This is a genomic window from Pseudomonas sp. LTGT-11-2Z (genome assembly GCF_003691445.1).
GTDB classification, from domain to species: domain Bacteria; phylum Pseudomonadota; class Gammaproteobacteria; order Pseudomonadales; family Pseudomonadaceae; genus Aquipseudomonas; species Aquipseudomonas monteilii.
On sequence record NZ_CP033104.1, the window covers coordinates 3,874,981 to 3,887,914 of the forward strand.

Below are 12,934 nucleotides of genomic sequence, written 5' to 3' on the forward strand. Positions count from 1 at the left end.
CGCGGCCCGACCGCGCCACGTTCATCATGCCTGCCAATGGAACCGGAGAGCACTCGCATGTCCGCACCTCATGAGGTATCCCCCGCCACCCTGCGCAGGGTGATCACCGCCTCGGCCATCGGCAATTTCGTCGAGTGGTTCGACTTCGCCGTCTATGGCTTTCTCGCCACCTTGATCGCCAGCCAGTTCTTTGCCAGCGAAGACGCCAGCGTGGCCTTGCTCAAGACCTTTGCAGTATTTGCCGTGGCCTTTGCCCTGCGCCCGCTGGGCGGGATCGTGTTTGGCGCGCTGGGCGACCGCCTGGGGCGCAAACGCATCCTGTCGCTGACCATTCTGCTGATGGCAGGCTCCACCACCCTGATCGGCCTGCTGCCGACCTACGCCAGCATCGGCTTGGCCGCACCTGCGTTGCTGACCTTGGCGCGCTGCCTGCAGGGTTTTTCTGCCGGTGGCGAATATGCCGGGGCCTGCGCCTACCTGATGGAGCATGCGCCCAACGACAAGCGCGCTTTCTATGGCAGCTTCGTGCCGGTCTCGACCTTTTCTGCCTTTGCCTGTGCAGCGGTCATTGCCTATGGCCTGGAGGCCAGCCTGTCGAGCGAGGCGATGAATGCCTGGGGCTGGCGCATTCCGTTCCTGATCGCTGCACCGCTGGGGCTGGTCGGCCTGTACCTGCGCTGGCGCATGGAAGAAACCCCGGCGTTCCGTGAAGCCATCGCCCAGGGCAAAGAGCACGAGCATTCGCCGCTCAAGGAAACCCTGCGCAACCATGGCCGGGCCATCCGCAACCTGGGGGCGTTCATTTCGTTGACTGCGCTGTCGTTCTACATGTTCACCACCTACTTCGCCACCTACCTGCAACTGGTGGGCAACCTGACCCGCGCGCAATCGCTGCTGGTGACCACCGTGGCGTTGCTGTTCGCCGCCGTCGGCTGTCCACTGGCCGGGGCCTTCTCGGACCGGGTGGGGCGGCGCAAGACCATCGCTTTTACCTGCCTGTGGGTGATGCTGTGCGTGTTCCCGGCGTACTGGCTGGCCAGCTCGGGCTCGATGTCCGGCGCGCTGATCGGCGTGATTTTGCTGGCGGTGGGGGCGTTGTGCAGTGGTGTAGTTACCGCAGCGTTGCTGTCGGAAAGCTTCCCTACCCGCACCCGCTATACCGCTTCGGCGATTACCTACAATGTGGCCTATACGCTGTTTGGCGGCACCGCGCCGTTGGTGGCAACCTGGCTGATCGGGCAGACCGGCAGCAGCCTGGCACCGGCGTTTTACCTGGTGGTGATTGCGCTGGTGGCATTGGTGGGGGGGTTGGCGTTGCCGGAGACTTCGCGGATTTCGTTGCATGATGAAGTTGGGGTAGACGGCGTGCGGCCGGGGGTTCGTAGTACCGTCTGAGATTTTTGGGGCTGCTTTGCAGCCCCAGGGTCTCAGCCCTCCTGCACCTCTTCGCGCCGATACGCCCACTGATACAACGCCGGCAACACCAGCAACGTCAGCGCCGTAGACGACAGAATCCCGCCAATCACCACCGTCGCCAGCGGCCGCTGAACCTCCGCCCCGGTCCCGGTCGCCAAGGCCATCGGAATGAACCCCAGAGACGCCACCAGCGCGGTCATCAAGACTGGCCGCAAGCGCGTCAGCGCGCCCTCTTCCACGGCCGCTCGCAGGGTGCGCCCTTCTTCGCGCAACCCACGGATGAAGGCAATCATCACCAACCCGTTGAGCACCGCCACGCCTGACAGCGCAATGAACCCCACACCCGCTGAGATGGACAGCGGAATGTCCCGCAACCACAGCGCCAGCACTCCACCGGTCAAGGCAAACGGGATGCCGGTGAACACCAGCAGGCCATCCCTGAGGTTGTTGAACATCATCAGCAACAGCGCCATGACCAGCAGCAAAGCCACTGGCACCACCACCTGCAAGCGCTCGGCCGCCGACTGCAGCTGCTCGAACTGGCCACCCCAGCGCGTCCAGTAGCCCGGCGGGATTTGAACCTGGCCAATGAGCGTCTGTTCAGCCTCTTCGACAAACGAGCCCAGGTCACGCCCACGCACGTTGGCACTAACCACCACCACGCGCTTGCCATCCTCGCGGCTGACCTGGTTCGGCCCCAGTTGTAGGTTCAGCGTGGCCACCTGCGACAGCGGTATAAAGCCGATCTGCGCAGCGCCGGCTGTGGCACTGGCCGGCACCGGAATCAGCAGGCTGCCCAACCCGTCCACATCGGTACGCAAGGTTTCGGGCAGGCGCACCACCATGTCGAAGCGGCGGTCACCTTCATACAGCGTGCCTGCCGTGCGCCCCCCTACGGCGATGGCGATGGCGTCCTGCACGTCACCCACGTTCAGGCCATGGCGGGCAGCCTTGTCACGGTCGATGTCGATGGTCAGCACGGGCAGGCCGGTGGTCTGCTCAACCTTCACCTCAGACGCACCCGGCACGCGCTGCAGGCTGCTGGCGATTTGCGCGGCGGTGCGGTTGAGCACGTCCATGTCGTCCCCGAACAGCTTTACCGCCACATCGCTGCGCACCCCGGAAATCAGTTCGTTGAAACGCAACTGGATCGGCTGCGACAGCTCGTAGTTGCTGCCCGGTACGCTGGCCGCCGCACGTTGTACTTCGGCGATCAGCTCGTTACGCGGCTTGCCCGGGTCTGCCCATTGCTCGCGCGGGCGCAACATCACGTAGGCGTCGGAAATGTTCGGCGGCATCGGATCGGAGGCGATCTCGGCGGTGCCGGTGCGGGCAAATACGCGCTCCACTTCCGGCACCTGGGCGATGATCGCCTGCTCCAGGCGCTGTTGCATGTCCACCGACTGCGACAGGCTGGTGCCCGGCACGCGCAGGGCCTGCAAGGCAAAGTCGCCCTCGCTGAGGCTGGGGATGAACTCGCTGCCCATACGGCTGGCCATTACGCCGGAAAGCAGCACCAAAGTGCCAGCCGCCGCGAACGCCAGCTTGCGCCGGCCCAGCACCCAGGCCAGCACCGGGGCATAGCGCTGGCGCGCCGTGCGCATCAGCAGGCCTTCCTCCTCCTTGACCTTGCCGGTGACGAACAGGGCAATGGCCGCCGGCACGAAGGTAACCGAGAGGATCATCGCACCCAGCAGGGCCATGACCACGGTAAACGCCATGGGGTGGAACATCTTGCCCTCGACCCCGGTCAGGGCAAAGATCGGCAAGTAAACCACCATGATGATCAGTTGCCCGTAAATCAGCGGCCGGCGCGCTTCGCGGGCGGCGGCAAACACCTCATGGAAGCGCTCGCTGCGGGTCAGCATGCGGCCATGGCGTTGCTGGGCGTGGGCCAGGCGGCGGATGGCGTTTTCCACGATCACCACGGCGCCATCGACGATGATGCCGAAATCCAGCGCGCCCAGGCTCATCAGGTTGGCGCTGACCTTGTTGCTGAACATGCCGGTGAAGGTGAACAGCATCGACAGCGGGATGACCATGGCGGTGATCAGCGCAGCGCGGATATTGCCCAGGAACAGGAACAGCACGGCGATGACCAGAATGGCGCCTTCAACCAGGTTTTTCTTCACCGTGGCGATGGCTTTTTCGACCAGGTTGGTGCGGTCGTACACCGTCACCGCCACCACGCCCTTGGGCAGGTTGCGGTTGATCTCGACCAGTTTGGCGGCCACCGCCTGAGACACCGTGCGGCTGTTTTCGCCGATCAACATGAACACCGTGCCCAACACCACTTCACGGCCGTTCTCGGTGGCGGCGCCCGAACGCAGCTCTTCACCCAGGCCAACCTCGGCCACATGGCTGACGCGGATCGGCGTGCCGTCCACGCTGGATATGACGATATTGGCGATGTCTTCGGCCGAGGCCACCTGGCCCGGCGCCCGGATCAGCAGCTGCTCGCCATTGCGCTCGATGTAACCGGCACCCACGTTGGCGTTGTTGCGTTCCAGCGCGCCGATCAGGTCGTTGAGGGTGAGCTTGTAGGCCGCCAGCCGCTTGGGCTCCGGTGCAATCAGGTACTGCTTGGCATGGCCGCCGATGCTGTTCACTTCGGCCACCCCCGGCACATTGCGCAGCTGCGGCTTGATGATCCAGTCCTGGATCACCCGCAGGTCGGTGGGTGTGTAGGGCGTGCCATCCTCCTTCAGGGCGCCCTGTTCGGCTTCCACGGTCCACAGGAAAATCTCGCCCAAGCCGGTGGAAATCGGCCCCATGCCCGCCTCTATGCCCTCGGGCAACTGCTCGCGGGCCACTTGCAGGCGCTCGTTGACCAGCTGGCGGGCGAAGAACAGGTCGGTACCGTCATCGAAAATGACCGTGACCTGCGACAGGCCCGAGCGCGACAGCGAGCGGGTCTGTTTCAGCCCTGGCAGGCCAGCCATGGCCGTCTCGATGGCAAAGGTAATGCGCTGCTCGGTTTCCAGCGGGGAGTAGCCGGGGGCGGCGGTGTTGATCTGCACCTGGACGTTGGTGATGTCCGGTACAGCGTCGATCGGCAGTTTCTGGTAGCTGTGGATACCCACCGCGGCCATCAGGACCACGGCCAGCATCACCACCAGGCGCTGCTCGATGGCGAATTGGATCAGGCGTTCGAACATGCAGGCGTCCCCGTGATCAATGGCTGTGCTCGGCCGAGCCTTTGCCCAGTTCCGACTTGAGGACAAAGCTGCCGGCGGCGGCCACCTGGGTACCGGCGGCAAGACCGTCAGTGATTTCTACCTGGCCAGCATCGCGGCGGCCGGTTTTCACTGGCCGAGCCTCGAAACCCTCTTCAGTGCGGGCAAACACGACGGTTTGCTCTTCCCAGGTTTGCAGGGCGTTTTCCGGCACCGCGACAGCGGCATTGAAGCGCTCGACGCTGACAGCCACATTGACGAACAGCCCGGGGCGCCAGGCGCCGTTGGGGTTGGCCAAGGTGGCACGCACGGTGGCGGCACGGTTCTGCTCGCCAAGCAGGCTGCCAACGTAGTTGACCTTGCCCTCGACCTGGGCGCCCAGGTCCGGTGCGCTGACCGTGACATCACGGCCGGTCATCACCTTGTCCAGGTCACGCGGGGCCACGGCGAAGGTAGCCCACACCCGGCTCAGGTCAGACAACGTGAACGCATTGCTGGTCTCGTCGACCACTTCACCCACGGTCAGGTGCTTTTCCACCACCACCGCATCGAAGGGGGCGCGCAGCTCATAGCGGTTGCCAGCGCCAGCCGGGCCCACGGCGGCGACCTTCTGCCGGGCGTTAGCCAAGGCGATCTCGGCCTCCTGCAACGCCTGGCGTGCCTGCAGGTAATCCTGTTCGGCACTGATGCGTTCCTGCCACAGCTGCTGTTCGCGCTGGAAGGTCAGGCGCGCCAGTTCCAGCCGGCGCTGGGCGGCCTGTTGCTCGCTGCGCAGGTCTGAAATCTGCTGGCTGGCAATCACCGCCAATACCTGGCCGCGCTTGACCGCCTGGCCCAGCTCGGCTTGCACCGCCTCGACCACGCCGGGTACACGCGGCACCACGTGAGCCGTACGGTCTTCGTCGAAGCGAATCTCCCCCGGAAAACCGATAGCGGTACCCAGTGCCCGAGGGCCGGCGGTAGCCAACTGCACACCGGCGGCCTCGATCTGGGCGATGGACAGGTGCAACTGGCCCTCTTCTTCGCCGTGGCCCTCCTCTTCGTGGCCTTCGGCGGCTTTCTCGGTGCCATGGCCGTGGCCGTCTTCGCCGTGGTCATCGTGCCGGGCTTCTGTTTTCGACGCCGGGCCGAGGTTGCCGGTCCAGGCCAGGCCACCCAGGCCGAGCGCGGCCATGGCGGCAACCAGAAGGGCTATCTTGCGTGGGTTAGTCATTGTTGCTCCTGCTGTTCAAGGGGGTGCTCAGGCCATCGAGGTCGCCATAGATCCGCTCGACCTGCGCCCGTGCATCGGTCGCCGAGGCCAGCGCTTCGAGGTACAGCCCGCGTGCCTCGATCAGCGTGCGCTGGGCGTCAAGCACATCGAGGAAGGCGAACTTGCCCATCTCGAAGCCACGGGTGGCGGTGTCCACGGCCTGCTGCGCAGCCGGCAGAATGGTGCGGTCGTAGGCGTCCACCTCCTGCATCGCCGTGTGCCACTGGCTGACAGCGCTGCGGGTGTCACTGCGCAGGCGCAGCTCCACGGCGTTACGCATGTCACGCGCCTGGTCGGCACGGCGCGCGGCTGACATCACGTTGCCCTGGTTGCGGTCGAACAATGGCAAGGGCATCGACAGACCGACCACGTTGACGCGTTCGCGGTCCTCGCGGCTGTACTGGCTGCCGAGGCTGACGGTGAGGTTGGGGATGCGCTGGGCCTTTTCCGATCCCAAGGAGGCTTCACCACGCTCGACCTGGGCGGCGGCCAGGCGCCATTCGACCGTTTGCTCAACACGGTCGAGCAAGGTGTCGGCCCTGGGCGCAACGCCAGGTGAAAGGTTGGCGGCCTGCAAGTGGTCGAAACCTGCCAGCGGGCTGCCGATCAGGCGTGCCAAGGCTTGGTAGGCCACGCCGCGCTGAGTTTGCGCACGCCGCACTTCGGCCTGGGCCTGGGCCAGTTGCACCTGGGCACGGGTGGCCTCTACGGGTGATGACTGGCCAGCGGTGACCCGCCCCCGAACCACCCGCAGCCCGCGCTCGGTCAATGCCTGCGACTGCTGCGCCAGTTCCAGCGCGGTCTGCGCCCGCAAGGCGGCATGGAAGGCCTGCACCACATCAGCCCGCAGGCCATTGCGCTGGCGCTCCAGGTCGAGTTGGGCAATGGCCTGGCCGGCACCGGCCACCGCGATACGTGCGCCGCGCTTGCCGCCCAGTTCCAGCGGCTGGCTGAGGGTGACGGTGGTGGTGCTGGTGTCGCGGCGAGTGTCCTCGACCTCCCAGGACAACTCAGGGTTGGGGATCAACCCTGCCTGGCGCCGCTCGCCGTCGGCAATGCCGACTTCGCGGCCGGCGGCGGCCAGTTCCGGGTTCTGGGCAAAGGCGGCGGCAAGCGCCTGGGGCAGGCTCAGGCTCTGGCTGGCCTGGGCGCTGGTGGCGCTGGCCAGCAACAGGCAGAGCAAGGCGATCTTGCGGGGGTTGGGCACGAACAAGTCCTCGTCGACGCGTATAGGCGAGGGACTGTAAAAAACCGTGCTTATCGGGGCGGTGTCGGGAGCATTACAATTTTGTAAGGTTTGGCTGCGTTCGATAATCGCCCACTTTCCCGGTGCGGCGGCCTCGTCCAATTGACGGAACTAACCAGTCAGTACAAAACTACGCGCATCCAACAACAACAAAGCGATGCCCGTCATGAAGCCTCTTATTCTCGTGCTCAACGGCCCTAACCTGAACATGCTGGGCACCCGCGAGCCTGCCCAATATGGCCACGAAACCCTTGCGGACCTGGCGCAAAGCTGTGCCGATACTGCCCATGCCCACGGCCTGGAACTCGAATTCCGGCAAACCAACCACGAAGGCGAACTGATCGACTGGATTCACGCCGCCCGCAACCGCTGCGCCGGTATCGTGATCAACCCCGGCGCCTGGACCCACACCTCGGTGGCCATCCGCGACGCCCTGGTGGCCAGCGAACTGCCGGTCATCGAAGTGCACTTGTCCAACGTGCACAAGCGCGAGCCGTTCCGTCACCTGTCGTTCGTATCGTCCATCGCCGTCGGTGTCATCTGCGGCCTGGGCAGCCATGGCTACCGCATGGCCCTCAGCCACTTCGCCGAACTGTTCCAGGAGCGCACGGCATGAGCCAGCACGCCATCCTCGCCGGCCTCATCGGCCGTGGCATCCAGCTGTCGCGTACCCCTGCCCTGCACGAACACGAAGGGGATGCCCAGGCTTTACGCTATTTGTACCGGCTGATCGACGCCGACCAGCTGCAGCTGGACGACAGTGCCCTGCCCGGCCTGCTCGACGCCGCGCAGCACACCGGCTTCACCGGGCTCAACATCACCTACCCGTTCAAACAGGCGGTTCTGCCGCTGCTCGACGAGCTGTCGGACGAAGCCCGTGGCATCGGCGCGGTGAACACCGTGGTGCTCAAGGACGGCAAACGGGTCGGCCATAACACCGACTGCCTGGGCTTTGCCGAAGGCTTGCGCCGTGGCCTGCCCGACGTGGCACGCCGCCAGGTGGTGCAGATGGGTGCCGGCGGCGCCGGTTCGGCGGTGGCCCATGCCCTGCTGGGTGAAGGGGTCGAGCGGCTGGTACTGTTCGAAGTGGACGCGGCCCGTGCGCAGGCACTGGTGGACAACCTGAATGCCCATTTCGGCGCAGGGCGCGCCGTGGTTGGCAGCGACCTGGCCACGGCTTTGGCCGAGGCAGACGGACTGGTCAATACCACGCCAGTGGGCATGGCCAAACTGCCGGGTACGCCACTGCCGGTCGAGCTGCTGCATGCGCGCTTGTGGGTGGCGGAGATCATCTACTTCCCGCTGGAGACCGAACTGCTGCGCGCGGCCCGGGCGCTGGGTTGCCGCACGCTGGATGGCAGCAACATGGCGGTGTTCCAGGCGGTGAAGGCGTTCGAGCTGTTCAGCGGGCGCCAGGCGGATGCGGCGCGGATGCAGGCGCACTTTGCCAGTTTTTCCTGAGTGATCGGTGTGGGCTGCTTCGCGGGCTTGCCCGCGAAGAGGCCGGCACAGGCCAGTCACCCTTTCTCATCTAGCAAAGCCTGTATCACCTGCTCCTGCCCCCCATAATCCCCTTCGCCAAAGTGCACATGCCGCACCTGCCCCTTGCGGTCGATAAAGTAATGCGCCGGCCAGAACTGGTTGCCCCAGGCATTCCACACCTTGTAATCGTTGTCCACCGCCACCGGATAATCGATCCCCAGCCCGGCCACCTTGTCCCGCAAGGTGTCCACATCATGCTCGTAGTCGTACTCCGGCGTATGCACCCCCACCACCACCAGCCCCTGGTCGGCATAGCGCCGTGCCCAGTCGTTCACATGCGGCAGGCTGCGCTGGCAGTTGATGCAGTCCCAGGTCCAGAAGTCCACCAGCACCACCTTGCCCTTGAGCGCCGGCCCATCCAGCGGTGTCGAGTTGATCCACTGGCTGGCCCCCGCCAGCGACGGCATCGCACCGTAGCTGTCGCGGGCCATCAGGTGCCCGGCCAGGCCAAGCCCCGTCAGTGCCAGGGCAATCCCCCCCACCTTCAGCATCAGGCGGCGATCAATTCTCATGGCAACCGCCGGTGGCGTAGGTGCGGTACTGCACGCTTTGCTGCTGGCCCTTGGAGTCGAGGTAGTCCATGCGGGTGTTCACCAGGCCGCAGGCGTTGCTCTGGTCATCCTGCACCGACAGCACTTTTTTCACATCCAGGTGGTCACCGTAGCGGTACTGCATGGCACCGGCATCGCCCATGGGCGCGGTGGCGGCCTGGGCGGCGATAGCGCCGAAGCTGAGCACGGCGAACAGGCTGGCGCTGGCGAAGGTCTTGACGTTCATGGCATCTCTCCTGAGTAACACTTGGGTGTGGGAAGTTGTGCTTCCCGGTCGAGAGCCATTTCACGCCTGCCAGGTATCCCGTATGTGTCGCCCGAGGCTGTGATGTGCGTCCTGCTGTATCTCTACCAGTGCCAGATACACTGCAATACAAAACCCGGCAGGCAAGCGCGAACGCGCTCGGTACACTGCGCCCACCCCCCTTTACACAGGAACGCTGCGCATGGAACACGTCGATCACATCCTGATCGTCGACGACGACCGCGAGATCCGCGAACTGGTCGGCAACTACCTGAAGAAGAACGGCCTGCGCACCAGCATCGTTGCCGACGGCCGGCAGATGCGCGCCTTTCTGGAAGCCAACAGCGTCGACCTGATCGTGCTCGACATCATGATGCCCGGCGACGACGGGCTGCTGCTGTGCCGCGAGTTGCGCGCCGGCAAGCACCGCAACACCCCGGTATTGATGCTCACCGCACGCAACGACGAAACCGACCGCATCATCGGCCTGGAAATGGGCGCCGACGACTACCTGACCAAACCGTTCTCCGCCCGCGAACTGCTCGCCCGCATCAACGCCGTGCTGCGCCGCACGCGCATGCTGCCGCCCAACCTCACCATCAGTGAAAGCAGCCGCCTGCTGGGTTTCGGCCAGTGGCGCCTGGACACCACCGCGCGCCACCTGCTCGACAGCGAAGGCACCCTGGTGGCCCTTAGCGGCGCCGAGTACCGCCTGCTGCGGGTGTTTCTCGACCACCCACAGCGGGTACTCAGCCGCGAACAGCTGCTCAACCTGACCCAAGGCCGCGAGGCCGACATCTTCGACCGCTCCATCGACCTGCTGGTCAGCCGCCTGCGCCAGCGCCTGGGCGACGACGCCCGCGAGCCCAACTGCATCAAGACCGTGCGCAGCGAGGGCTATGTGTTCTCGTTGCCCGTGCAACTGCTCGAGTCACCGTCATGAAATGGCCGCGCACCCTGGCATCGCGCCTGGCGCTGATCTTCTTCACCGGTCTGGTGCTGGCGTACAGCCTGTCGTTTGGCTTGCAGGCCTACGAGCGCTACATTAGCAGCCGCTCGATGATGCTCAGCACCCTGGAACAGGATGTGGCGACGTCGGTCGCCATCCTCGACCGCCTGCCCGCAGCCGAACGTGCCGCCTGGCTGCCACGTCTGGAGCGGCGTACCTACCGCTACCGCCTGGACCACGGCCTGACAGGCGAGGCGATGCCCAGCAGCGACCCGCCCATGGCCGCCGAGTCGATCGTGAAGGCCATTGGCAGCGACTACCGCCTGACCTTCCAGGAAATACCCGGGCCGAATGCGCACTTCCAGGCGCACCTGAGCCTGGCCGACGGTGCGCCCCTGACCATCGACGTGACCCCATCGCCGGTCCCGGTGGCCCGCTGGTTGCCCGTGGTATTGCTGATTCAGCTGGCCGTACTGCTGCTATGCACCTGGCTGGCAGTGCGCCTGGCCATCGGCCCCCTCACCCGGCTGGCCCACGCCGTGGACAACCTCGACCCGGACAAACCCGGTGTGCAACTGGATGAAAGCGGCCCGCGCGAGGTGAAGTACGCCGCCGTGGCCTTCAACGCCTTGCAGGCACGCATCGCCGCCCACCTCAAGGAGCGCATGCAATTGCTGGCAGCCATTTCTCACGACCTGCAAACGCCGATCACACGCATGAAACTACGCGTTGAAGTGATGGACGATGGGGTCGAAAAAGACAAGCTGTGGAGCGACCTGAGTGAAATGGAGCACCTGGTGCGCGAAGGGGTGGCCTATGCCCGCAGCATGGATACCAGCACCGAAGCACTCTGCCGGGTCAACCTCGATGCCTTTCTTGATAGCCTGGTGTTCGACTACCAGGACAGCGGCGCCCAGGTCGAGCGCCACGGCAGCACTGGCAGCCTGCTGGAAACCCGCCCGCATGCACTGCGCCGGGTGTTGGTGAACCTGGTGGACAACGCCCTCAAGTTTGCAGGCGCCGCCGAACTGGAAGTGTGCCGCGAGGGCAGCACGACCGTAATCCGTGTGCTCGACAACGGGCCGGGGATTCCCGGCGGCGAACTGGACGAAGTGCTCAAGCCGTTCTACCGGGTAGAGGGTTCACGCAATCGCAGTACGGGTGGTACCGGGCTGGGGTTGGCCATTGCCCACCAGTTGATCCAGGCCATGGGGGGCCGGTTGACCTTGAGCAACCGCGAAAGCGGCGGGCTGTGTGCCCAGATAGAACTGACCTGACAGACCTTCGTGAGAGCGGGGTAGCCTGATACATCCATACAAACCGATACACAACCCCATCGCTCCCGACACACTGCAGATACCCCACCCCCACACACTCCCGGTGACACAATCACACACCGGGAGCCCCCTTGATGAAAGCCCTTACCCTGCCCTCCGGCTGGAGGCTGTTCGCCGCCCTCGCTGGCCTGACCCTGGCGATGACCGCCATAGTCCTGGCCAGCCAGCCTGACCCTGATGGCCTGCGCAGCGCCATCCGCGCTACCGCACGCAGTTCCTTCGCACTGTTTCTGCTGGCATTCCTGGCTTCGTCACTGGTCACCTTGCTACCCGGCGCTGTCAGCCGCCGCGTGCTGCAGGAACGGCGCTACCTGGGGCTGGCCTTCGCGTTCTCCCATACCGTGCATGGCCTGTTGATTTACCGTTACGCCCAACAATTCCCCGAACTGTTCTGGGCCGGCCGCACGCTCACCTCCAGCCTGCCTGGCAGCGTCGGGTACCTGTTCCTGCTGCTGCTCACCGCCACCTCGTTCAAGGCCCCCATGCGGCTATTGGGCGGCCGCGCCTGGCAAGCCCTGCACAGCACCGGTATGTGGGTATTGGCAGCCGTGTTCTGCCTGTCGTTCTACAAACGCATCCCCATGGGCGGCTGGTACCCACTGGCGTTCGCCCTGATGTTCAGCGCCATCGCCGTCAAGCTCACCGCCAAGCTGGCGCGCCAACAGCGCCGCAGCGCCCGCGCCCTTTCCTGACTAAAGCTGCCTTGGAGTACACACTGACATGACCACTTTGACCCGCACACTAACCGCCTTCGACCGCCTCGGCACCTGGAGCGCCGACCTGCCGCTGCGGCTGTTCCTGGCTTGGGAGTTTTTCGAATCCGGCCTTGAGAAGTTCAATGGCAACAACTGGTTCGCCGACCTGCAAGGCAGCTTTCCGTTTCCCTTCAACCAACTGCCCGCCGAGCTGAACTGGCAGTTGTCGATGTGGGCCGAGCTGGTGCTGCCGTTGCTGCTGTTGCTGGGCCTGGGGACGCGGCTGGCATCGCTGGGGCTGATGGTGGTAACCGTGGTCGCAATTGCCGCGGTGCATTGGCCGGCGCACTGGTCGAGCCTTGCCGAGCTGGCACAGGGGTATGCCATTACTGACCAGGGTTTCGGCAACTTCAAGTTGCCGCTGATCTACCTGGTGGCGTTGCTGCCGCTGCTGCTCAAAGGGGCTGGGCGGTTGAGCCTGGATCATTGGCTGCGGATGCGGCTCAGCAGGTAAAGCCATTGGGGC

General features: G+C 65.0%; 12 protein-coding genes. 7 read left to right on the top strand and 5 right to left on the bottom strand.

Going from position 1 to position 12,934, the window contains the following annotated elements; genetic code table 11:
* Positions 1-57 precede the first annotated feature (57 nt).
* The gene (locus D8767_RS18025) at positions 58-1,395 is read left to right on the top strand and encodes an MFS transporter (RefSeq protein ID WP_016714671.1); all 1,338 of its coding nucleotides are present in this window, start codon (positions 58-60) and stop codon (positions 1,393-1,395) included.
* A 32-nt stretch (positions 1,396-1,427) separates the two neighbouring features.
* Here the strand turns inward: D8767_RS18025 and D8767_RS18030 are convergent, their stop codons facing one another.
* The 3 genes from D8767_RS18030 to D8767_RS18040 are packed head-to-tail and all read right to left on the bottom strand — an operon-like array spanning position 1,428 to position 7,051.
* Positions 1,428-4,574: an efflux RND transporter permease subunit gene (locus D8767_RS18030; protein WP_016714672.1), complete on the bottom strand. Its 3,147-nt coding sequence runs from the start codon at positions 4,572-4,574 to the stop codon at positions 1,428-1,430.
* A gap of 16 nt (positions 4,575-4,590) precedes the next feature.
* Positions 4,591-5,805, bottom strand: a complete 1,215-nt coding sequence (locus D8767_RS18035; protein ID WP_016714673.1) for an efflux RND transporter periplasmic adaptor subunit — start codon at positions 5,803-5,805, stop codon at positions 4,591-4,593.
* Positions 5,798-7,051, bottom strand: coding sequence for a TolC family protein (locus D8767_RS18040; protein ID WP_016714674.1), 1,254 nt, complete (start codon positions 7,049-7,051; stop codon positions 5,798-5,800). The genes D8767_RS18035 and D8767_RS18040 overlap by 8 nt, the downstream gene beginning before the upstream one ends.
* A gap of 205 nt (positions 7,052-7,256) precedes the next feature.
* On the opposite strand from D8767_RS18040, the gene aroQ reads away from it, so the two are divergent.
* Positions 7,257-7,706, top strand: a complete 450-nt coding sequence (aroQ, locus tag D8767_RS18045) for a type II 3-dehydroquinate dehydratase (RefSeq protein ID WP_016714675.1) — start codon at positions 7,257-7,259, stop codon at positions 7,704-7,706.
* Positions 7,703-8,551 (top strand): shikimate dehydrogenase, encoded by an 849-nt coding sequence (locus tag D8767_RS18050; RefSeq protein ID WP_016714676.1) that lies wholly within the window; start codon positions 7,703-7,705, stop codon positions 8,549-8,551. Before aroQ ends, D8767_RS18050 begins: the two co-directional genes overlap by 4 nt.
* Before the next feature lie 56 nt (positions 8,552-8,607).
* Here the strand turns inward: D8767_RS18050 and D8767_RS18055 are convergent, their stop codons facing one another.
* Together D8767_RS18055 and D8767_RS18060 are read right to left on the bottom strand one after the other, a co-directional pair.
* Complete coding sequence (locus D8767_RS18055; RefSeq protein ID WP_016714677.1) at positions 8,608-9,123, bottom strand: thioredoxin family protein; 516 nt, start codon at positions 9,121-9,123, stop codon at positions 8,608-8,610.
* A 10-nt stretch (positions 9,124-9,133) separates the two neighbouring features.
* Positions 9,134-9,409 (bottom strand): DUF2790 domain-containing protein, encoded by a 276-nt coding sequence (locus tag D8767_RS18060; RefSeq protein WP_016714678.1) that lies wholly within the window; start codon positions 9,407-9,409, stop codon positions 9,134-9,136.
* A gap of 220 nt (positions 9,410-9,629) precedes the next feature.
* Here D8767_RS18060 and D8767_RS18065 point away from each other — a divergent pair, with 220 nt between their 5' ends.
* The 4 genes from D8767_RS18065 to D8767_RS18080 all read left to right on the top strand — a co-directional run bounded on the left by D8767_RS18065 (position 9,630) and on the right by D8767_RS18080 (position 12,922).
* Positions 9,630-10,370 carry a response regulator gene (locus tag D8767_RS18065; protein ID WP_016714679.1) on the top strand — a complete coding sequence of 247 codons (741 nt, stop codon included), beginning with the start codon at positions 9,630-9,632 and terminating at the stop codon, positions 10,368-10,370.
* Positions 10,367-11,653, top strand: coding sequence for a HAMP domain-containing sensor histidine kinase (locus D8767_RS18070; RefSeq protein ID WP_016714680.1), 1,287 nt, complete (start codon positions 10,367-10,369; stop codon positions 11,651-11,653). The genes D8767_RS18065 and D8767_RS18070 overlap by 4 nt, the downstream gene beginning before the upstream one ends.
* A 134-nt stretch (positions 11,654-11,787) precedes the next feature.
* On the top strand, positions 11,788-12,405 hold the full coding sequence (locus D8767_RS18075) for a ferric reductase-like transmembrane domain-containing protein (RefSeq protein WP_016714681.1): 618 nt from the start codon (positions 11,788-11,790) through the stop codon (positions 12,403-12,405).
* A 28-nt stretch (positions 12,406-12,433) separates the two neighbouring features.
* The gene (locus D8767_RS18080) at positions 12,434-12,922 is read left to right on the top strand and encodes a DoxX family protein (protein WP_016714682.1); all 489 of its coding nucleotides are present in this window, start codon (positions 12,434-12,436) and stop codon (positions 12,920-12,922) included.
* Positions 12,923-12,934: the final 12 nt, after the last annotated feature.